Source organism: Sphingopyxis sp. (genome assembly GCF_965279725.1).
Taxonomy (GTDB): domain Bacteria; phylum Pseudomonadota; class Alphaproteobacteria; order Sphingomonadales; family Sphingomonadaceae; genus Sphingopyxis.
This window is the reverse complement of the sequence record NZ_CBDIIL010000003.1, coordinates 1,289,776-1,310,201: the sequence shown is the minus strand read 5'-3', so window position 1 is coordinate 1,310,201 and position 20,426 is coordinate 1,289,776. Positions and strand designations below refer to the sequence as shown.

Here is a 20,426-nt window from a genome sequence, read left to right as displayed (position 1 = left end):
ACGAATGGGTAAAGTCCAGCCCCCATTCCCTTTGCTCCTGCCCGAATCTGCGCTAAGCGCCGCGACCATGACCGACACGCCCTCTGCCCCCGAAACCGGCACCGAACAGCGCGACTATCGCGACACCGTCTTCCTGCCCAAGACCGACTTCCCGATGAAGGCCGGCCTGCCGCAGAAGGAACCGCTGATTCTGGCCAAATGGCTCGAGGGCAATCTCGAAGGCCAGATTCGCGCCGCGCGCGCCGGCCGCGACCAGTTCATCCTTCACGACGGCCCGCCCTACGCCAATGGCGACATGCACATCGGCCATGCGCTCAACCATATCCTGAAGGACATGGTCGTCCGCACCCAGACGCTGAAGGGTAAGGACGCGCCTTACGTCCCCGGCTGGGACTGCCACGGCCTGCCGATCGAGTGGAAGGTCGAGGAGCAATATCGCAAGAAAAAGCTCAACAAGGACGAGGTGCCGGTCGAGGAATTCCGCGCCGAGTGCCGCGACTATGCGCAAAACTGGGTCGATACCCAGCGCGAGCAGCTGAAGCGCCTCGGCATCGGCGGCGACTGGGACCATCCGTATCTGACGATGGATTATGAGGCCGAGGCCACCATCGTCCGCGAACTGCTCAAATTCGCCGCGAACGACATGCTCTATCGCGGCGCCAAGCCGGTGATGTGGTCGCCGGTCGAAAAGACCGCGCTCGCCGAGGCCGAGATCGAATATGAGGATATCGTCTCGACCCAGATCGATGTCGCGTTCGAGATCATCGAGGCACCAAACGCTCCCGAGTTGGTTGGCGCCTTTGCGGTGATCTGGACAACGACGCCGTGGACGATCCCGGTCAACCAAGCCTTGGCCTACGGGCCGGAGGTTGATTACTCGCTATTTGAATTGAAGGCCGGCGCACTCGAAGAGCCAGCCTTGGCTGGCCTCGCCGGCAAACGCTTTTTGGTGGCCACCGCGCTTGTTCCGACCTTCCTGCAGCGCATCGGTTCGGAGTGGGATAACAGCGACGCGGTTGATACCTATTTCAAGGGCGGTTGGGCGCTTAAAGACGCTGTCGCTCGCCACCCGATGCACCATCTCGGCGGTTTCTTCGCACGCCCACGCCCCTTCCTGCCCGGCGATTTCGTCACCACCGACAGCGGCACCGGGCTCGTCCATATGTCGCCCGACCATGGCGAGGATGATTTCGACCTGTGCAAGGCGAACGGCATCGACCCCGTGTTCGCGGTCGAGGGCGACGGCAAATATCGCGAAGACTGGGGCTGGCTCGGCGGTCAGGGAAGCGTCATCAACCCGAAATTCAACGCCCCCGACGGCCCGATCTGCACCGACCTCCTCGACGCCGGCGGGCTGCTCGCCGCCAGCGCCGATTACAAGCACAGCTACCCGCACAGCTGGCGCTCCAAGGCCAAGGTCATCTATCGCTGCACCCCGCAATGGTTCGTGCCGATGGACCGGGTGATGACGCATATCGAGCCCAAGGCGCCGCGCGAGCAGCGCTGGGAGTCCGAAGGCGGCGCGATCAATCCCGCCGAGGAGTCTCTCTGCGCCGCGCCGACGCTGCGGCAGGCCGCGATGCACGCGATCGACCGCACCCGCTTCGTCCCCGAAAAGGGCCGCAACCGCATCGGATCGATGGTCAAAGACCGCCCCGACTGGGTGCTCAGCCGCCAGCGCGCGTGGGGCGTGCCAATCACGCTCTTCGTCGACCGCAAGACCGGCGTCTATCTCAACGATCCCGCCGTCAACGACCGCATCGTCGCGGCGGTGAAGGCGGGCGGCGTCGATGCGTGGAGCGACGCGCGCGCGCAGGAATATCTCGGTGATGCCTATGACGCCGCCGATTACGAACGCATCGTCGACATCCTCGACGTGTGGTTCGATTCGGGCTGCACCCACGCCTTTGTGCTCGAAAGCGGCCGTTGGCCCGCGCTCGTCCGCCACGACGGCGGCACCCACAGCGCCGACCTCTATCTCGAAGGCAGCGACCAGCATCGCGGCTGGTTCCAGTCGTCGTTGCTCGAAAGCTGCGGCACGCGCGGACAGGCGCCGTACAAGGCGGTGCTGACCCACGGCTTCACGATGGACAGCAAGGGCCTCAAACAGTCGAAGTCGGTCGGCAACACCACCGATCCGGTCAAGGTGATGCAAACCAACGGCGCCGACATCATCCGCCTGTGGGCGCTGAGCGTCGACTTCACCGAAGATCACCGCATCGGCGACGAAATCCTGAAAGGCGTCGCCGACCAGTATCGCAAGCTGCGCAATACGTTCCGTTACCTGCTCGGCGCGCTCGAAGGATTTAGCGAAGAGGAACGCGTTGCGGACGTCGCCGCGATGCCCGAACTTGAGCGTTATATGCTGTCGCTGCTCGCCGACCTCGACGCCAAGATGGCGCAGGCGGTCGAGGATTTCGACTTCAACAGCTACACCCGCCTGCTCGCCGATTTCTGCAACGAAGACCTGTCGGCGTTCTATTTCGACATCCGCAAGGACCGGCTGTACTGCGATATCAACCTCGCGACCGGGAAACAGACCCCCGAACGCGCCGCTTATCGCACCGTCCTCGACACCTTGTTCCACGCCCTGGTGCGCTACGCCGCGCCGGTGCTGGTGTTCACCAGCGAAGAGGTGTGGGGCACGCGCTATCCCGATGCGGGTTCGGTCCACCTCCTCGAATGGCCCACCCTTCCCGACCTCCCCAACCTTCGTCATCCCCGCGAAAGCGGGGACCCAGAGCCCGCGTCGGCTGACCCCACCCTGGGTTCCCGCGTTCGCGGGAATGACGAGTTTATGACACGCTGGGCCGAAGTGCGATCGTTGCGTCGGAACGTAACGGAAGCGATCGAACCGCTTCGTCGAAGCAAAGAGATCGGCTCAAGTTTGGCAGCGAATGTCGCGATGATGATCGGCGAGAAGCAGTTTTCGCTAGTCGAGCCGTTCAAAGATGTGCTGGCAGAAATATTTATCTGCGCCAATTTGAATATCGATGTCGATCCGTTGGTTGATCAAGATGGGCTTCCCACTTCAATCGTTCCGCACGTGACCGAAAACCACAAATGCGGCCGCTGCTGGCGCCACCTGCCCGAGATCGCCACCGACGGCAGCTTGTGCAATCGCTGCGACACGGTATTGGACGCAGCATGAGCAGCACACGTTCGCCGCACCTGCGCTTCGGCCTGATCTTTGCGGCCCTCGCCTTCATCCTCGACCAGATTACCAAATGGGTCGTGACTGTCCCCTTGTCGCTGGAGCCCAAGGGGATGATCGAGCTCACGCGTTTCTTCAACCTGACCTGGGCCGAAAATTGCGGCATTTCGCTGTCGATGTTCGCCAGCTGCACCGACACGACGCGCTGGACGCTGGTGGCGGTGACCGGGATCGTCGCCGCTGCGGTGGCGATCTGGATGACACGCGAACAGGCGAAGGGCGACGTCATCGCGCTCGCGTTGATCCTCGGCGGCGCGCTCGGCAATATCGTCGATCGGGTGCGCTATGGCTATGTCGTCGATTTCGCAGACCTGCATTTCGGCGCGTTTCGTCCCTTCATGATCTTTAACGTCGCCGATGCCTGCATCACCATCGGCGTGCTTTTGCTGGTTGCGCGCGCGCTGCTCTTAGGCGAAAAGGCGGCCAGCACGGACGGGTCGCCGTCCACCGATTAACGGGGCGCATAGGAGTTTTTACAGTGAACCGGACCACCGCCATCCTGGCCGCCTCGATTCTGGCCACCACCCTGTCGGCCTGCGGGTCGAACAATCTGTTCAACCGCGACCGCCCCGATGAATTCGCGGTATCGCGTCAGGCGCCGCTCGTCGTGCCGCCCGATTTCTCGCTGGCCCCGCCCGCCCCCGGCACCGCGCGCCCCGGCGGCGAAACCACCGCAGAGCAAACGCTGCGCGCGCTGTTCGGCGGCCCCGCTACGCGCAGCTCCAGTGAAACCGCGATCATCGGCAGCGCCGACGGCGCCCGCGCCGATCCCGGCATCCGCAGCCAGGTCGGTAGCCCCGACACCCAGGTCGTCGACAAGGGCCTGGTCACCCGCGACATCCTCGCCGCCCCCGAAGGCGACGGCCGCGACGCGCAGGCGGCGATTCCGGGGGCGTAAGCCGTTACGACATTGTTCGCGCGCAGACTCCGCGAACGCAGAAACTGGATCGGGGCGGCTTTCGGGTCGCCCTTTTCCTGTTCCGATACCCGCCGCGCCGCGCTCAGGCGAAAAGCAGGCCGAGCAGACCGACGATCAGCAGACATTCGACCATCGCGCGCGAAGCATTGCCGAAGGCGCGCCAGAATCCGCAATGGAGATGCTGGCGAAACCACAGCACCTGCAACGTCCCGAACCAGATCAACGCGAAAATATAGAGCAGCAAGCCGGTGATCATCGACCAGACCTGATTGTAACGGATCAGATTTTCCGACAATCCTGACAGCATCGCCAGCGGCGCGGCGAGATAGCATTGACTGTAAAAGGGCGCGCGCAGCGGTTCGCGGTCGAGCTTGCGCGCCTTGGCGCGTAGCAGGCGCGCCGCGAGGATCAGCGGAAACAGGCTGAACGTGACGGTGCGCAGCATGATCAGGCTGCTGTCGTCGCTGATCAGCGCCGACAGCCCGACCTTGCCTTCGACCAGCGCATTCTGTCCTACCAGCGACAGCTCGATCGCATGGCCGATCGCCAGCGTCAGCAACAGGAACAAAGGCGGCGACAGCGTATCGGTATATTGCCGCTCCGCCGGATCGCCGAGCTCGGCGTCCGAATAGTCCATCATCTTCAGCGGATGAACCAGCGTCCGCCATAATGTCAGCGGATAAAAAATCAGCCACGACATGATCTCGTAAAGCAGCTCGTCGAGCGACCGGATGAGTTTCAGGAAATCCATTGGCCCGCCCCCCGCTGCCAGCGATCCAGACTAAGCCCGCGCGCCTGCTTCCTCGACCCCCGCGCTGTTGTGGCGCAGCGCTTTCAGCACGCAATCGACGATCTGCGGCGCGTTCAGCCCCGCGGCGTCATATTGCAATTCGGGCTTGTCCTGATCCTGGAACGCATCGGGCAGGCGCAGCGTGCGCAGCTTCAGCCCCGCATCGATCAGCCCCTCGTCGCTTGCCAACGTCAGCACATGCGCGCCGAGCCCGCCGACGCTGCCTTCCTCGACGGTCACGCACACTTCGTGGCTCGCCAGCGTCTTGCGGATCAGTTCCTCGTCGAGCGGCTTGGCGAAACGCAGATCGATGACGCTCGTCGACAGCCCGCGCGCCTCCAGCGTGTCGGCGGCTTTCAGCGCTTCGGCGAGCCTTGTGCCGAGCGAGAAGATCGCCACGGTCTTGCCGCTGCGCACCACCCGCCCCTTGCCGATCTCCAGCTTCACCGGCACCTCGGGCAGCGCCACCCCGGTGCCGTTGCCGCGCGGATAACGGAAGGCGATCGGCCCCGCGTCATATTCGGCGGCGGTATAGGTCATATGGACCAGCTCGGCCTCGTCGGCCGCCGCCATCACGACGAAATTGGGCAGCGTCGCCAGATAGGTGACGTCGAACGACCCGGCATGGGTCGATCCGTCCGCGCCGACCAGCCCGGCGCGATCGATCGCAAAGCGCACCGGCAGATTCTGGATCGCCACATCATGCACGACCTGATCGTAAGCGCGCTGGAGGAAGGTCGAATAGATCGCGCAGAATGGCCGCATCCCCTGCGCCGCCAGTCCCGCCGCGAACGTCACCGCATGCTGTTCGGCAATCCCGACGTCGAAGCTGCGCGTCGGATGCGCCTTTGCGAATTTGTCGACCCCGGTCCCCGACGGCATCGCCGCGGTGATCGCGACGATGCGCGGGTCGGTGTCGGCCAGCTTGGCCAGCGTCTCGCCGAACACATTCTGATATTGCGGCGGTCCGGGCGGGGCTTTCGCCTGCTCGCCGGTGATCACGTCGAATTTCTGCACGCCATGATATTTGTCGGCGGCGGCCTCGGCGGGGCCATAGCCCTTGCCCTTCATCGTCACCGCATGGATCAGGACCGGGCCATGGTCGCTGTCGCGGACATTCTCCAGCACCGGGATCAGATGCTCCAGATTATGCCCGTCGATCGGCCCGACATAATAAAAGCCGAGTTCCTCGAACAGCGTCCCGCCCATCGCCATGCCGCGCGCGAACTCGTCGGTCTTTTTCGCTGCCTTGTGCAGTGGTTCGGGCAATTTGCGCGCAAAGCGCCGCGCAATCTCGCGCAATTCGATAAACGGCCGCGACGACACCAGCTTGGCGAGATAGGCCGACAGTCCTCCCACGGGGGGAGCGATCGACATGTCATTGTCGTTGAGGATGACGATCAACCGGTTGCCCGCCGCGGCGGCATTGTTCATCGCCTCATAGGCCATGCCCGCCGACATCGACCCGTCGCCGATCACCGCGATCGCGCGGCCGGGCTGATCCTTGATCTTGTTGGCGATCGCAAAGCCCAGTGCGGCGCTGATCGACGTCGAGCTATGCGCCGCGCCGAACGGATCATATTCGCTTTCGCTGCGCTTGGTGAATCCCGACAATCCGCCGCCGGTGCGCAGGGTGCGGATGCGGTCGCGGCGCCCGGTGATGATCTTGTGCGGATAGCATTGGTGGCCGACGTCCCACACGATCTTGTCGCGCGGGGTGTCGAACACATAATGCAGCGCGGTGGTCAGTTCGACGACCCCCAGCCCCGACCCCAGATGCCCGCCGGTCGTGCCGACCGCCGAAATCATCTCGGCGCGCAGTTCGTCGGCGAACTGGCGGAGGTCTTCGGGCTTCAGCTTGCGGAGGTCGGCGGGGACATCCACCGTGTCGAGCAGCGGCGTTGACGGACGATCGGTCATCCCGCCGTCATAAAGCTAAGCGCCGAAGCTGTCGAACGAAAAGGCGGCGCGGGCGGTCAGCGCGCGCTCGGCAGATTCCGGATATCCTTGGTCAATTGCCAGCAATCGGCGGTTTTCGTGAAATGCAGCGACCCGCCCGGCCCGATCTTTTCGATCAGCGTCCCCGGCCCATCGCCTTCGCCCGGCTCGAAACGCCCCGGCACCCAGTCGACGCGCTCGGCCCCGACAGAGGGCGTGCTGAAATCGATTTGGACAGTAACCAGCTGACGCGGGTCGCCCTTCGCCTCGAACAGCTTTTCCGACGCGCTTGTGACATAGCTGTAATCGATCATCACGATCGGAAAATCGCTGGCGGCAGGCGCGCCATAACGTTCGCGCACCATCTTGCTGTTCGCAAAGGGCCACAGAAAGGCCGGGAAGTCACCGCTGCGGCACGCACTCGCGGCTTCGTCCAGGAAAAAGCGGTCGCTCTCGCTCACCGCCTCATCGGCCGAAGCCGTCAGCGGCGCGATAAGGCACAGCGCCGCAGCGACCATCCCGCCGATCCGCGCGTCAATTTTCGTCATCGTCCATCGTCTCCCTATTGGACAGCTCGTCCGGCGCCGCGTGTTTCGCCGCGCCGATCTGCGCATAAAGCCCGCGCACCATCAGGTCTGTGAACACGATCATAGCCCCGATCATTCCCACCAGCAGCGCGGCCACCATCACCGGGACCGGCCCGATGCTGTCGATCGCCCCGCGCCGCATGGCCAGCGCGAGCAGCGCGGAGGCGACCATCATCGCATAACCGATCAGACGCGGGGCGCGGCTCATGCTGCGATGGATGACCGCAGGTCCGGCTCGTGCGAGGTTCGGTGAGATAGAAAAGCGGCTAACGCGGGTTGATGCATAAAAGGCACGATGCAGACAAAAGCATCCTTCGGCAAGACGAAGCCTTTGCAATGCCGGGGCGATCACTTATCAACCCCGGCAAGAGGGGCAAGAACATAGGATGCTTATGCCCGATTTGACGCCGCTCTTCCAAATGGCCCCTCCGATGCGTTCGATTTGCGTTTTTGCCGCGTTCGCCCTCGCCGGCCTTGCCGCGCCGGCCGCGGCCGAAAACGCACCCCTGCCCTACGAGCTGGTCGCCGCCGACGACGCGGGAATCGACCCTGACCGGCTCGGCGCCGCCGGCGAGGCACCGCCCGTCCGCTTTCTCCAGAGCGGCGATATCGACGAGAACATCCTGCTTCCCGGCGCGCGGACCGACGACGACGATAATGAAGAACGCAAATGGTCGCGCGACTATATCGCGATCGCCGGCGGGGTACTCAGCTCGCCCGATTACAACGGCTCGGACGATCGCCGCATCCTGCCCGCCTTCTACGTGCGCGGCCGGGTCAGCGGCTATTCCTTTTCGACCCGCGGCACCAATTTCCAGGTCGACCTGATCCGCCATCGCCGCGGCCAGAAAACCGACTGGAAGTTCGGCCCGATCGTCAGCCTGCGCGCCGACCGCACCGGCAGCGTCAAGGATCCGCGCGTCGACTTGCTGCCCGACCGCAAGCTGGCGGTCGAAATGGGGGTCTTCACCGGGGTCACCAAAACCGGCGTCATCACCAGCGATTACGACCAACTCGGTTTCCGTCTCGTCGCGCTCAAGGATATTTCGGGTGTCCACGGCAGCTGGACCGCATCGCCGACGATCGACTACGGCACCCCGTTGTCGAAACGCGCCTTCATCGGCGTGTCGGCGTCGATGAACATCTATGGCAAAGGCTTTGGCCGCTATTATTTCGACGTCGATCCGCTCGGCAGCGCCGCGAGCGGCTTGCCCGTCTATAGCGGTGCCGGGCGGAAGACGACGATCGGCAAATATACGCTCGGAATCGCGGGCGCCTATGCCTTGTCGGGCGACCTTCGCAAGGGATTCGTCTTGATCGGCGGCACGCAATATGGCCGGATCGGCGACCGCTACGCCGATTCGCCGATCGTCAAGGACGCGGGCAGCAAGGATCAGTGGCTCTTCGGCGGAGGCCTCGCCTACCAGTTCTGACCGCGATCAAATTCCATGCGGGGGGGTGCGATGGAAGACGGGTTTGTCCGGTTCATACCGTGGATGTTCGTGGGCTTCGGCGTGGTGCTTGCGGGCGGGTCGCTGTGGGTGATTCGGAGCGAGACGCGCGGTCGGCGCTGGCGCGAGGTCGAGGGCCGGATCACCGGATACCACACCCATAGCAGCCGAAATTACGAAGGCATGGTGAGCACACTCCACAGCGCCGAGATCGAATATAAGCTGCCCGGCATGCCCGCCGCGCAGATGATCGACGAAGTCGCGACGGGCGCGCTGCCCGAGGTCGGCGAGAGGGTCCGCCTGCGCTACAATCCCGACGATCACCGCCAGATCATGCGCTGGGCGCCGCAACGCCTCGGCCTGTTCTACACCATCTTCCTCGCGATGGGCCTGCTCTTCATCGCGGCGGGTGTGATCGCGCTGACCATCGAGCCATCCTGACGATCGACAACGGAGACCCAGCCATGACCGCCAACAACGCCCCGACCTTCGCGATCATCATGCTGCTGACCGGGATCGGCATCCCGATCCTCGCCGCACTCAACGGCGGGCTCGGCGGACGGCTCGGCAGCCCGATGGCGGCGTCGATGATCCTGTTCGGGCTCGCCTTCCTCATCGCCACTGGCGGCGCGCTGGTCACCGGATCGGTCGGCCAGATTCGCTTTTCATCCGCCATCCCCGTCCACTTTTACTTCGGCGGGCTGTTCGTGGCCTTTTATGTCATCGCGGTGACCTTCATCGCGCCACGCTTCGGCGTCGGCAACGCGATCTTTTTCGTGCTCGTCGGTCAGCTGATCAGCGCCGCCGTCATCGACCATTTCGGCCTGTTCGGGTCGCTGCGCTTTCCGGTCGATGCCAAACGCCTCGCCGGGATCGCGCTGATGGTTGCGGGGGTCTGGCTCGCGCGCCGGACGGGCTAGCGGCCCACAAAGGTCCAAGTCATCGCCTGCGATCCGTCGATCATCGAAATTGTCGCGGTCAGCCGCTGACCCTCGCGGGCATAGACTATACGCTGCGGATAATCATGCGCAGGGTTGTCGAACGTCGCGCTGGTCGCATCGTGCTGCGTCAGTCGAAACGCCACCGGCGCCCGTCCGCCCGGCTGCGCCAGATAGACGGGCACCCCGTCCGCGTCCGCCTGCATCCGCAGAAATTCGAACTCGCGCATCGCCGTGCCGCGCCCCGACCGGCTGTGGCCCAGCATCACGCCGCCGCGCGGGGCGGTCCAGCGTTCCTCGGTCCAGCGCTCGCCCTCCTCGCGGCTCCAATCGCCGGCTATCCACGCCAGATCGTCGACCGTGGCTGGCGAACGCGCCGCCGGACCAGCCGCCGGGCTCGCGGCGATCAGCAAAAGCCCCAGCCCCGCTGCAAAAAATGAAGTCATATCCGCCTCCTCTTGCCCCATCCTGGCGCCAACCGCATCGGCCGTCTTGAACCAACGCGACAATCATCGTCTAAGCCGTGCGATGGACTATCGCGAGACATCGCCGCCGCCGCACCTCGCCGGGCTGGTCAAGGCCCGCTGGACGCTGATCGGCCACGGCACGGCGGACGCGTGGATCGAGCAACAGGCGACCCCCGACGGCTGTATCGAAATCATCCGCCGGGCGCGCGGGCGCTCGCGCTGGAACGGCGAACAGTCCGCCAGTTTCGTCGTCGGGCTCGTCGATCGGCCGCAACCCTTCGAAATCAGCGGCGATGCGGCGTTCGAGGCGCTGCGGCTGTGGCCTTGGGCGTGGGGCATCATCGGCGACATCGCGCCCGCAGCGCTCCACGGGCGCTGGCGGGAAATCCCCGCCCCCGATTTCGCCGCGATCGAGGCGCGCCTGTCGGCCGCGACCGACCTTGGCGCGATCGGCCGCGCGATCATCGCCGCGCCGTCGGTCGCCGCGATGGGCGCCGCGACAGGCATGAACCCGCGCGCGCTGCAACGCTGGTTCGCTCGCCACGTCGGCGTGCCGCCGCGCGTCTTTCTTCGCCTGCTGCGCTTTCAGAAGACGTTCGAGACGCTGGCTGGCGAAGACAGCCTTGCCGGCCACGCCGCGACGCAGGGCTTTGCCGACCAGGCGCATATGGCGCGCGAGTTCCGCAGCCTCGCGGGCGTCCCCGCCACGACCGCGCGCCGCCGAGCGCGCGGGCCGTTTCTCGACCAGAGCCCCTAAGGCGCCTTGGCTTTGGCGAAATCATGGACAAACAGCCCCGATTTGCGGCTGTCGAATTGCGCCTGCAACGCGCACGACGTGGCTTTCAGCTTCTGGCAGTTCGCCTTCGCCGCCTCCTTCGCGCGCTTCGCGCTGGTTTCGACCGTCGCACTGTCGTCGGTACCGCCGAGACGATATGCCTGGATAAAGCCGTTGCCGGTCAGCGCATTGGCTTCACATTTCCGCCCCGTCGCGTCGCCGCACGCCTTCACCGCGGCGGTGGTGGCCTCATCGGAACTGCGGTAGCCGCTCGCGACATAGAGCTTGTGGTCGTATCCCTCGTCGACGGTGCCGATGACCCACGCCGATGCGGCATAGGATTTGCGCACGTCGGCGCCGGGAAAGCGCCGATTGGTGCCGGACCCGATCGTCTTGAAAATCTCACATGGCAACAGCTGTTTGGCCGAACAGTCGGCGATCGCCTGCTTGCGCTCGAGACCGTCTTCGCCCGCCCAGCCCTTGTAGAAATAGCCCGCCTTGTCGCGGATGATCGTCATCGACGAATTCCACCAAGTGCCGGCCGGCGAACAGCCGGCGCCCATCACTTTGGTACATGCCGCCAGCGCATTGGCCTCGCCGGGATTGTTCGCGCCGGTGTAATTGCCATCGACCCACACATCGGCGGCGTCGGGATGCCAGACAAGCGCCGCATGCGCCTCGGCCGGCGGGGCGGGTGGCGGCGGGGAGCCGCCGCTGTCGTCGCGCACGCACAGCGGCACCGGGGCGACGCCGTTTCCGCCCTGCGTCATTCCGACCATCCGCTCGCCAGGCCCGGGGCCGGGACAGGCATAGGCCTGCGCCGACGCCGCGGTCGGCCACAGGCACCAGGCGAGCGCGATTACGACCAACGGCCCAACTCGGCGCAAATATAGAAAACGCATCGTAATGACCCTCATATCATGCTGATAAGATGGACCATAAGCGCTCCGTCGCGATTGCAAAGTGGCCGCGATCACACCGGTACGTCGCGGGAAGACCGGTTGATTGCGCGCGGGACGGCAACAGCAACGCCGAGATCGATAAAATGACCCGGGTCTATGATATCGGTTTTCATCGGCCAGCGACCCGATATATCAAAAACGTCTCCGGGTCATAAAATAACAAATCAACAACCAAAAAATCCCCCCAATAAACACTCAGGAGGCTGTGTGACTGTTTCAATAAAGGATTTGATTGAGGAATCTCTCAATCATCGCGCCGTACATCATCCCTATCTTGCGGCCCTTGGCGCCGATGACCTGCCCGATACGGAATGGGCGTTGCGCGATTTTGCCGATCATTATTACGGCTATTCGCTACATTTCCCGCGCTACCTGACCACCGTGATTTCCAAACTGGAAACCCCCGCGCATCGCCACAGCCTGCTTCAGAATCTGACAGAGGAATCGGGCATCTACGACGACGAGGAATATGCCGAACTGGCCGCCGTCGGCGTCGAGCGCGAATGGATCGAAGGCATTCCGCATCCGCAATTGTTCCGCCGCTTTCGCGAAGCCACCGGCATCATCGCCCCCTATGTGCCAGAGGATGACGCGATCGAACTCGTGTGCTGGCGCGAATCCTTTCTGACCACGCTGACCCATGGCTCGGCCGCCGAAGCTTTGGGCGCGCTCGGCCTTGGCACCGAAAATATCGTCAGCACCATCTACCTCCCCTTCGTGGCCGCGCTCGCGCGCACCGACCTCCGCCCGCGCGACACGGTCTTCTTTCCGCTGCACACCGCGGTCGACGATCATCATCAGGAAGCGCTGGAAAAAATCTCGCTGTCCTTTGCCGCGACCCCGGCGGGCAAGGGCGATCTGCGCCGCGGGATGATCAAGGCGCTGTCGCTGCGCTCGTCCTTCTGGGACTGGCTTTACGAGCGCGCGCTCGCCCGCGCCGAGCGGCCTGCCATGGCGATGGCCTAGGGAGGCCGCCGAATGAACGCCGACCTGCTGACCCTCATCACCCATATCGAAGCGCGCCAGCCGCTTGCGGCGGACGCGCCGGTCGGGGCGTTTCATGCCGACCCGGGGACCAATCACCGCGAGATCTATCGCAACCGCAACGACAAGCTGGGCATCGATTTTGCGGTCGACGTCCTCGATTTTCCGGGTACCCAGGCGTTCGATGCGCGGGTGGTGCGGATCGCCGCGGGCCGCAACAACGAGCTGCACAAGCATGCGCATGAGTCGCTCTTTTATGTCATCAGCGGCAATGCCGAGGTCCGCATCGGTGAAGCAAAACTGACGCTGAACCCCGGCGGTCTCGCCTTCGTCCCGCGCTGGGTTTTTCATCAGTCGCGGAACCTGTCGCCGACCGACGAGCTGGTGATTCTGGCGATTACCGACTTCGGACTGACCAAGGCAGTGCTCGGCGATTATGACAAGCGCACGCGGTTGGCCGAGAATGGCGTCGATGCGCTGGATCATGCCTGACGACCACTTGATCGACGGCGCGCGCGCCGATGGACAGCGCGCGCGCCGCCGCTTATAGTCCGCCCATCCCCGGGGAGCCGCGCGCGTGATCGCCGGTTGAGAGCGGAATAGACCGCGACCCGTTGAACCTGATCCGGATAATACCGGCGGAGGGAGGGTTGGCGTTCCTAAGCCGGAATCCCCATTCTCGCTCCGATAACCAACGGAGCGACTGCACATGGCCGACATCGATTCCCGCCTCGACAAAGCGCAAGCCCAGCCGATCGGCGTCACCACCGGCCCGATCCGCGGCAGCCGCAAGATCCACGTCGCGACGCAGACCGGCAGCGGCATCCGCGTCGCGATGCGCGAGATCGACCTCGACCCGCATTCGGGCGAAGCGCCGGTGCGGGTCTATGACACCAGCGGTCCCTACACCGACGTCAATGCGACGATCGACATCAACGCCGGCCTCCCGATGATCCGCCGCGACTGGCAGCTCGCGCGCGGCGACGCCGAGGAATATGCCCCGCGCGCGGTTCGGCCCGAGGATAATGGCCAGCTTGGCCCCGATCGTTCGGGCGGCGTGCCCCCCTTTCCCGCCGCACTGCGCCGTCCGCTGCGCGCCAAGCCCGGCCAGAACCTCAGCCAGATGCACTACGCCCGCCGCGGCATCATCACGCCCGAGATGGAATATGTCGCCGAGCGCGAAAATCTCGGCCGCGCCCGCCTCGCCGAATATAAGCGCGACGGCGAAAGCTTCGGCGCCAGTATCCCCGATTATGTCACCCCCGAATTTGTTCGTGATGAGGTGGCAAGGGGCCGCGCGATCATCCCCAGCAACATCAACCACCCCGAAAGTGAGCCGATGGCGATCGGCCGCAACTTCCTCGTCAAGATCAACGCCAATATCGGCAACAGCGCGGTCGCATCCGACGTCGCGGCCGAAGTCGACAAGATGGTCTGGTCGATCCGCTGGGGCGCCGACACCGTCATGGACCTGTCGACCGGGCGCAACATCCACGACACGCGCGAATGGATCATCCGCAATTCGCCCGTCCCGATCGGCACCGTCCCCATCTATCAGGCGCTCGAGAAGGTCGGCGGCGTCGCCGAGGATCTGACCTGGGACATCTTCGCCGACACGCTGATCGAACAGGCCGAACAGGGCGTCGACTATTTCACCATCCACGCCGGGGTCCGCCTGCCCTACGTCCCCCTCGCGGCCAAGCGCATGACCGGCATCGTGTCGCGCGGCGGCAGCATCATGGCGAAATGGTGCCTCGCGCATCACAAGGAGAGCTTCCTCTACGAACGCTTCGACGAGATTACCGAGATCATGAAGGCCTATGACGTCGCCTACAGCCTCGGCGATGGCCTCCGCCCCGGCAGCATCTATGACGCGAACGACGAGGCGCAGTTCGCCGAGCTCTACACGCTGGGCGAACTCACCAAGCGCGCCTGGGCGCAGGATGTCCAGGTGATGATCGAGGGGCCGGGCCACGTCCCGATGCACAAGATCAAGGAGAATATGGAAAAGCAGCTCGAAGCGTGCGGCGAAGCGCCCTTCTACACGCTCGGGCCGCTCACCACCGACATCGCGCCGGGTTACGACCATATCACCAGCGGCATCGGCGCCGCGCAGATCGGCTGGTACGGCACCGCGATGCTTTGCTACGTCACGCCCAAGGAGCATCTCGGCCTGCCCGACCGCGACGATGTGAAGGTCGGCGTCGTCACCTACAAGCTCGCCGCCCACGCCGCCGACCTTGCCAAGGGCCACCCCGCCGCGCAGGTCCGCGACGATGCGCTATCGAAAGCCCGCTTCGAATTCCGCTGGCGCGACCAGTTCAACCTGTCGCTCGACCCCGACACGGCGGAGCAATATCACGACCAGACGCTCCCCGCCGAAGGCGCCAAGACCGCCCATTTCTGCAGCATGTGCGGGCCGAAATTCTGTTCGATGAAGATCAGCCAGGAAGTGCGGGAATTTGCCCGCTTGCAAAATCAGGACACCGAAGGCTTCATCGCCGTCGAGGAAGCGGAAAAAGGCATGGCGCAAATGAGCGAGGTCTATGAAGAATCGGGCCGCGAACTCTATCTGGGTCAGGGCGACCGCGAGCATGACTGACGGGCGGCGGCGGCCGCCCCGCGCGCCGCACCCGCCCGCCGCATGACGCTCGCCACCCGCTGGCAAAGGCTGCGGCGGCACCTGTTCGGCAAAGCCAGCCTGATCGGCCTGCTGCCGGTCATCGTCGCGCTGGCCGGCAGCGCGGCGCTGAACATCAGCTACACCCGCTCGCTCGCCACCACCCGCGCGCTCGTCACCCATTCGCTGCGCGTCAACACCGCGATCAACGATGTGCTGTCGACGATGCAGGATATCGAGACCGGCCAGCGCGGTTACCTGATCACCGGGAACGAAGCCTATCTCGCCCCCTATCGCACCGCGCGGACCGCGATCGAACCCGGCACCGCGCGGCTCGAACGGCTGGTGCGCGACAATCCGGGCCAGGGCGCGCGCATCGCCCGCGCCCGCACCCTCAGCCAGCAAAAACTGGCGGAAGTCGACGCCACCATCGCCGCGATGCGCACCCAGGGCTTCGCCGCCGCGCGAACATTGGTCGCGAGCGACGAGGGCAAACAGACGATGGACAGCTTCCGCACCGTCATCGCCGCCATGCGCGCCACCGAAAGCGCCCTCCTCGAAACCCGCGTCGACGCGATGCACCGCACCGAACAGCGGCTGTTCGCGGTGATCATCCTCGGCATCGCCCTCGCGCTCACCGCCCGCCTCGCCGCGTTCCTGCTCCAGCTGCGCGCGCGGCGGCGGAGGCGGGCAGGGGTGCGATAGTGTCGTTGCCATGCCGCACAGGTCCGCGACGACGCACGATCGAAAGCGCGCTTCGAATTCCGCTGGCGCGACCAGTTCAACCTGTCGCTCGATCCCGATACGGCGGAGCAATATCACGACCAGACCTTGCCGGCAGAAGGCGCCAAGACCGCGCATTTCTGCAGCATGTGCGGCCCGAAATTCTGTTCGATGAAGATCAGCCAGGAAGTGCGCGAATTTGCGGCCAAGCAGAACCAGCCCGCCGAAAACTTCCTCGCCGCCGAGGAAGCCGAAAAGCTTGTGCCGAGCGAAGTCGAGGCAGGCATGGCGGAGATGAGCGAGCTGTTTAAGGAGACGGGGAGCGAGCTATATATGGGTGCGGGCGGGCGCGAGCGCGATTGATGCGAAGCAGTAACACGTCATTGAACAATATGGAAGATCCTCAGAAAAGGATCTGAATATTAGGATCCTATAAAAAAGATCTTGACGCGAAGATCCTTTTTTTTCATAGCGGTCGGCGTGGCAGTTCCGCCACGCAAAAAGGCCCCGCCAGGTTGGATCTGGCGGGGCCCCGACTTCAAAACCATGGAAGGATCGAAGTAATGGAAGATTTAGCAGAGATTGAGGTGGATGTCATGCTGGAAGACGAGTTCGAGCCTTACGAAGGCCCTAGCGAAATCGGTGTCGTTGTCGGCCCCACGTTGCGTTCAGGGACTCCCCTCATAGTGGGAATGATCCCGTTTGGTTCGCTACTGGGACGATATGAAATTCCCTATTATAACTATACGACGAAGCGCGGCTACCAGCGGCAGCCGGCAATGTCCCGAGTAAGTTCTTTTGCGACAGAGATCAAAAAGGGCCGGGTCGATTTTCCGACTGCGATCCTCCTCAATATTCGATCAAAGAGTGCAATTTCCGCAATAAGGAACGGCCTATTGAGCCTTTCGGAAATTGGGGAGGGAGCAAATGCCTTTCATGTTGTTGATGGACAACATCGCCTCCTCGCGCTTGGTAAGGCAGTTGATGATGGTCATCGTAATCTTCTCAACCATGAAATACCGTTCACTTGTATGGTTGGCGCGGACGAAGACGAGGAAATGGAGCAGTTCTATCAGGTGAATTCGAATGCCAAGGCCGTTAGAACTGACCTAGCTTATGCACTGTTGAAAAAGCGCGCGGAAACCGAAGATGGCCTGATAGAGGCATTGGAAGAACGCGGAAGGGCGTGGCAAGTAAGCGGGCAGGGAATTGTTGAACGACTAGCGGTCGAATCGTCGGTCTGGAAAAACCGCATTCGCCTGCCGGGCATGGACAAAGGTGAAACAGTTATCACGTCCGCGTCTATGGTCGCTTCTCTTAAACCGGTTCTCGGATCACCGTATTTCAGCCGCCTGAAATCTGACCAGCAACTAAGAGTGTTAGAAGCCTTCTGGGAAGGAATTCGCAACGCGTTGCGCGATGCATTTGATCACCCCACCGACTATTCAATCCAAAAAGGCGTCGGCGTGATAGTGATGCACACGTTGATGCCTGAAGTATTAGAATTGGTGCGAGATCGAGGATTATCGACGACCGATCCCGATGCATTCGAAGCGCTACTTGAAGAGACCCTGACCAGCACGACCGGAGAAACAGCTGCAGGCAACATAGTTGAGGGCGTGGAGTTTTGGGCCGCAGGCGCTGACGGCGCTGCAGGGCAATATAGCAGCAGCTCTGGCAGGCGAGTTCTCATCGCAAAACTGCGCAATCGCCTCCCTCAAATGCTCGATTGAAATGAAGTGGGGTGCGGGCATTCTCGCACCCCCTTCGAAGCGTCCAATTTGGCACAATCCGATACTTGAAATGTTCTAGGGGCCGTCCAAACCATATAAATAGGGAGACCGATATGCCTAGGGTCACGGAAGACGATGTAGCTTTCGCTGTATTACAGATAGCCGCAAAGCAGCCCAAAGGGATCTGCACGTTTTATCGCGCACGCTCTGAAGCTCCAAATTATCTAAAACTTAGCACGGATGACTTAGCACCATCCTCGACTCGCAATGGTGAGCCGATGTGGCATCAAATCATCCGCAATATACAGTCCCATCATGGAGCTGATGGAAACTATATAAACTCAGGTTATCTCCAACACGTACCCCGGCGTGGCTATGCAGTCACGCCCGTCGGACAAGCCCATCTAAAAAAGCTCGGGCTGTAGTATCTGAGAATTTCGGCTATGGCCTTTGCTTTTATAGCCGGGCTCGAACCATTTCAGTTCCGTCACACTTGGAGCATCCTTGTCCCAAACAAACCACGCATATGCAGTGGTTCCGGAACCCTTTATTTCAGCACCCGCTGGGTAGAAGGTGATCCGTTCGCTGAACACCCAAACTCGCGCAGGTGGTGTTTCGCTGAAAATCGTTCGTTGGCGATTGGAACCTTCGAGAAAAGCCAGTCGCAAAAGCAGGGCAAATTTCCTGTTGGCCAATTTCAAACCATTTTGAACGAAGCCCTCGGCGGCGTTGTAAGGCGGGTTCGTCACAATGTTGTCGAACCGCTTTTCTGCTTCGAGAAAATCGACGCCCGCATCGCCATATCCGCGATCGAATAGGTCGCTACTATAGACATTGGATGATGCGCTTTCGAGCACTTCGGACATTGCGCCGTTTCCGCAAGCGCACTCCCAGAGGTCACCGTCAAAACGCTCATTGTCGATGAGAGCTTCGGTCGCCCACGCCGGCGTGGGAAAGAAATCCGGCCCATCCAAATCAGCAAAGCGCTTGGCAGTGGGCTTAAACCCACCATTCAAATTATATGTCGCATCCATATAAAAATATTAGCATAATCATGGAGTTAGTCAACTTTTTATAAGTGACTCAAAAGACTCAATTTTACCTTCGACCTGCTCTGTACGTCTTATTTCGCGGCCCGAATCGGGCAACCGGCAGTCAGCCCAGCGGCCACATCATGCTACATCCCCAGCCATGCGCGCCCGAAATCCCCTCTACGTCATGGCCAAGCCGCCTCCGGAAGTGCAGGCGCAGATCGCCGCGATGCCCCGCAACGATCCTTCGCGCGGCCCCCACCTCCTCCATGTTACTTTGATCTCGCTCTACGACCTGCACACTGCGCCGTCCGAGTGGCTGCCCGCGACCCCCAACGACTCTTGGCGCCGCGCTGGACGGCTTCGTCGCGCCGCCCTTCCTGCTCCGCTTCGACCGGATCGAGAACCGCAAGGCGGTGACGCTGCGCACGCGCGATCCGCTGGCCGGAGCGCGGGCGTTCCAGAAGGCGCTGGTCAGCCATCTGCTTGCCACGAGAAGGCGCCGATCATGGACGGCACCACGCCCGAACCGCACATCCCCGAAATACGTCAGGCGCCAACTATCGCGGCAACCGGCTAGGCACTCAGACCTCGGGCAAGACAAGGCCGCCGATCGGCTGGACGGTCGACGAGATCTTGCTTGTGGAAAGCATCGTCGGCAAGATCACCCATGTTGAACATGGCCGCTGGCCGCTTCGCGGGGGTGCGGGCTGACGACGCGACGGCTTTGGCGTGAGAAGCGGACGTGGCCACTTACACCACCGTCACCCCGGGCTTGACCCGGGACCCGCCTTCGTTCTTTCGCGGCCGGATCAAAGACGAGGCGGGCCCCGGGTCAAGCCCGGGGTGACGAGGCTTTAAAGGTTGCGTTCCGCTCGCTTGCCGACATCGGCACCGGCGCTTATCCTCGCCGGACAGCGCAGGAAGGCCAATCATGTCCCACGCCTCGAACATCGTCCATTGCACCGGCCCGCACGATCCGCACGCGCTCGACGGCATTTCGGTGCGCCACAGGAGCGGCGATCTCGACGTCCGCTGCCCGGTCTGCGCCGGGCATGGCCAGTGGAACAGCCAGATCGACCTGATCAGCCACCGCTCGATCCGCGTCCCCTGCCCCAAGTGCGACGGGCGCGGGTGGATCGAGACCGGGGCCGACATGGTCCCCAGCCACGACATCGCGCTGTCGCCCGACGGCCAGCCGATGTGGACGGTGCGGCTCGATCCCTCCGACGATGTGGAATGATGCGCCGCGCTTGCACATCGCCCGCCGCCGCCTAGGCTGCATCCGCCGCGA

At 63.1% G+C, this 20,426-nt stretch carries 20 protein-coding genes, 1 pseudogene and 1 riboswitch; of the genes and pseudogenes, 14 read left to right on the top strand and 7 right to left on the bottom strand.

Translation table 11 applies throughout. The annotated features are described in order from the left end of the window. The first annotated feature begins 67 nt into the window (after nt 1–67). The 3 genes from ileS to ACQY6T_RS15230 are packed head-to-tail and all read left to right on the top strand — an operon-like array spanning nt 68 to nt 4,112. Nucleotides 68–3,151, top strand: coding sequence for an isoleucine--tRNA ligase (gene ileS / locus ACQY6T_RS15240; RefSeq protein ID WP_428632100.1), 3,084 nt, complete (start codon nt 68–70; stop codon nt 3,149–3,151). After that, a complete protein-coding gene (gene lspA, locus ACQY6T_RS15235) occupies nt 3,148–3,669 on the top strand; it encodes a signal peptidase II (RefSeq protein WP_428632098.1) in 522 nt (173 codons plus the stop codon). Before ileS ends, lspA begins: the two co-directional genes overlap by 4 nt. Nucleotides 3,670–3,692: 23 nt before the next feature. Next, on the top strand, nt 3,693–4,112 hold the full coding sequence (locus ACQY6T_RS15230) for a DUF3035 domain-containing protein (RefSeq protein ID WP_428632097.1): 420 nt from the start codon (nt 3,693–3,695) through the stop codon (nt 4,110–4,112). 103 nt (nt 4,113–4,215) lie between these two features. Here the strand turns inward: ACQY6T_RS15230 and ACQY6T_RS15225 are convergent, their stop codons facing one another. Genes ACQY6T_RS15225 through ACQY6T_RS15210 form a run of 4 tightly spaced genes read right to left on the bottom strand, consistent with a single transcriptional unit; the run spans nt 4,216 to nt 7,800 of the window. Further along, the gene (locus ACQY6T_RS15225; RefSeq protein ID WP_428632096.1) at nt 4,216–4,884 is read right to left on the bottom strand and encodes a hypothetical protein; all 669 of its coding nucleotides are present in this window, start codon (nt 4,882–4,884) and stop codon (nt 4,216–4,218) included. A gap of 30 nt (nt 4,885–4,914) precedes the next feature. After that, nucleotides 4,915–6,843 (bottom strand): 1-deoxy-D-xylulose-5-phosphate synthase, encoded by a 1,929-nt coding sequence (dxs, locus tag ACQY6T_RS15220; RefSeq protein WP_428632095.1) that lies wholly within the window; start codon nt 6,841–6,843, stop codon nt 4,915–4,917. 56 nt (nt 6,844–6,899) lie between these two features. Beyond that, the gene (locus tag ACQY6T_RS15215; RefSeq protein WP_428632093.1) at nt 6,900–7,409 is read right to left on the bottom strand and encodes a hypothetical protein; all 510 of its coding nucleotides are present in this window, start codon (nt 7,407–7,409) and stop codon (nt 6,900–6,902) included. Beyond that, nucleotides 7,396–7,800, bottom strand: a complete 405-nt coding sequence (locus tag ACQY6T_RS15210; RefSeq protein WP_428632092.1) for a hypothetical protein — start codon at nt 7,798–7,800, stop codon at nt 7,396–7,398. The genes ACQY6T_RS15215 and ACQY6T_RS15210 overlap by 14 nt, the downstream gene beginning before the upstream one ends. Before the next feature lie 79 nt (nt 7,801–7,879). Here ACQY6T_RS15210 and ACQY6T_RS15205 point away from each other — a divergent pair, with 79 nt between their 5' ends. The 3 genes from ACQY6T_RS15205 to ACQY6T_RS15195 are packed head-to-tail and all read left to right on the top strand — an operon-like array spanning nt 7,880 to nt 9,819. Continuing rightward, on the top strand, nt 7,880–8,881 hold the full coding sequence (locus ACQY6T_RS15205; RefSeq protein WP_428632091.1) for a MipA/OmpV family protein: 1,002 nt from the start codon (nt 7,880–7,882) through the stop codon (nt 8,879–8,881). 30 nt (nt 8,882–8,911) lie between these two features. Next, entirely contained in the window at nt 8,912–9,340 is a 429-nt protein-coding gene (locus tag ACQY6T_RS15200; RefSeq protein WP_428632089.1) for a DUF3592 domain-containing protein, read from the top strand. 23 nt (nt 9,341–9,363) lie between these two features. Next, nucleotides 9,364–9,819, top strand: a complete 456-nt coding sequence (locus ACQY6T_RS15195; protein WP_428632088.1) for a DMT family transporter — start codon at nt 9,364–9,366, stop codon at nt 9,817–9,819. On the opposite strand, the gene ACQY6T_RS15190 is transcribed toward ACQY6T_RS15195, so the two are convergent. Further along, a complete protein-coding gene (locus tag ACQY6T_RS15190) occupies nt 9,816–10,283 on the bottom strand; it encodes a DUF6265 family protein (RefSeq protein WP_428632087.1) in 468 nt (155 codons plus the stop codon). The two genes, ACQY6T_RS15195 and ACQY6T_RS15190, sit on opposite strands and share 4 nt — an antisense overlap. Nucleotides 10,284–10,329: 46 nt before the next feature. Here ACQY6T_RS15190 and ACQY6T_RS15185 point away from each other — a divergent pair, with 46 nt between their 5' ends. Continuing rightward, nucleotides 10,330–11,061 (top strand): helix-turn-helix domain-containing protein, encoded by a 732-nt coding sequence (locus ACQY6T_RS15185; RefSeq protein WP_428632084.1) that lies wholly within the window; start codon nt 10,330–10,332, stop codon nt 11,059–11,061. Here ACQY6T_RS15185 and ACQY6T_RS15180 read toward each other — a convergent pair. Beyond that, nucleotides 11,058–11,981 carry a hypothetical protein gene (locus ACQY6T_RS15180; protein ID WP_428632082.1) on the bottom strand — a complete coding sequence of 308 codons (924 nt, stop codon included), beginning with the start codon at nt 11,979–11,981 and terminating at the stop codon, nt 11,058–11,060. The two genes, ACQY6T_RS15185 and ACQY6T_RS15180, sit on opposite strands and share 4 nt — an antisense overlap. 267 nt (nt 11,982–12,248) lie before the next feature. Between ACQY6T_RS15180 and ACQY6T_RS15175 the strand changes: the two genes are divergently transcribed. The 6 genes and pseudogenes from ACQY6T_RS15175 (at nt 12,249) to ACQY6T_RS15150 (ending at nt 18,101) form a co-directional block, all read left to right on the top strand. Continuing rightward, complete coding sequence (locus ACQY6T_RS15175; RefSeq protein WP_428632080.1) at nt 12,249–13,007, top strand: iron-containing redox enzyme family protein; 759 nt, start codon at nt 12,249–12,251, stop codon at nt 13,005–13,007. Nucleotides 13,008–13,019: 12 nt separating this feature from the next. Continuing rightward, nucleotides 13,020–13,517 carry a cupin domain-containing protein gene (locus tag ACQY6T_RS15170; protein ID WP_428632078.1) on the top strand — a complete coding sequence of 166 codons (498 nt, stop codon included), beginning with the start codon at nt 13,020–13,022 and terminating at the stop codon, nt 13,515–13,517. A gap of 60 nt (nt 13,518–13,577) precedes the next feature. Beyond that, nucleotides 13,578–13,689: riboswitch (TPP riboswitch) on the top strand. Nucleotides 13,690–13,734: 45 nt separating this feature from the next. Next, the gene (thiC, locus tag ACQY6T_RS15165) at nt 13,735–15,627 is read left to right on the top strand and encodes a phosphomethylpyrimidine synthase ThiC (protein WP_428632075.1); all 1,893 of its coding nucleotides are present in this window, start codon (nt 13,735–13,737) and stop codon (nt 15,625–15,627) included. A 42-nt stretch (nt 15,628–15,669) separates the two neighbouring features. After that, the gene (locus ACQY6T_RS15160; protein ID WP_428632073.1) at nt 15,670–16,350 is read left to right on the top strand and encodes a CHASE3 domain-containing protein; all 681 of its coding nucleotides are present in this window, start codon (nt 15,670–15,672) and stop codon (nt 16,348–16,350) included. 12 nt (nt 16,351–16,362) lie between these two features. After that, nucleotides 16,363–16,731, top strand: a pseudogene (locus ACQY6T_RS15155) (phosphomethylpyrimidine synthase ThiC); the annotation flags it as partial. A gap of 200 nt (nt 16,732–16,931) precedes the next feature. Then, nucleotides 16,932–18,101, top strand: a complete 1,170-nt coding sequence (locus ACQY6T_RS15150) for a DGQHR domain-containing protein (RefSeq protein ID WP_428632071.1) — start codon at nt 16,932–16,934, stop codon at nt 18,099–18,101. 404 nt (nt 18,102–18,505) lie between these two features. On the opposite strand, the gene ACQY6T_RS15145 is transcribed toward ACQY6T_RS15150, so the two are convergent. Beyond that, on the bottom strand, nt 18,506–19,135 hold the full coding sequence (locus ACQY6T_RS15145) for a hypothetical protein (protein WP_428632070.1): 630 nt from the start codon (nt 19,133–19,135) through the stop codon (nt 18,506–18,508). A gap of 931 nt (nt 19,136–20,066) precedes the next feature. Here ACQY6T_RS15145 and ACQY6T_RS15140 point away from each other — a divergent pair. Then, entirely contained in the window at nt 20,067–20,375 is a 309-nt protein-coding gene (locus tag ACQY6T_RS15140) for a hypothetical protein (RefSeq protein ID WP_428632067.1), read from the top strand. The last annotated feature ends 51 nt before the right edge of the window (nt 20,376–20,426 follow it).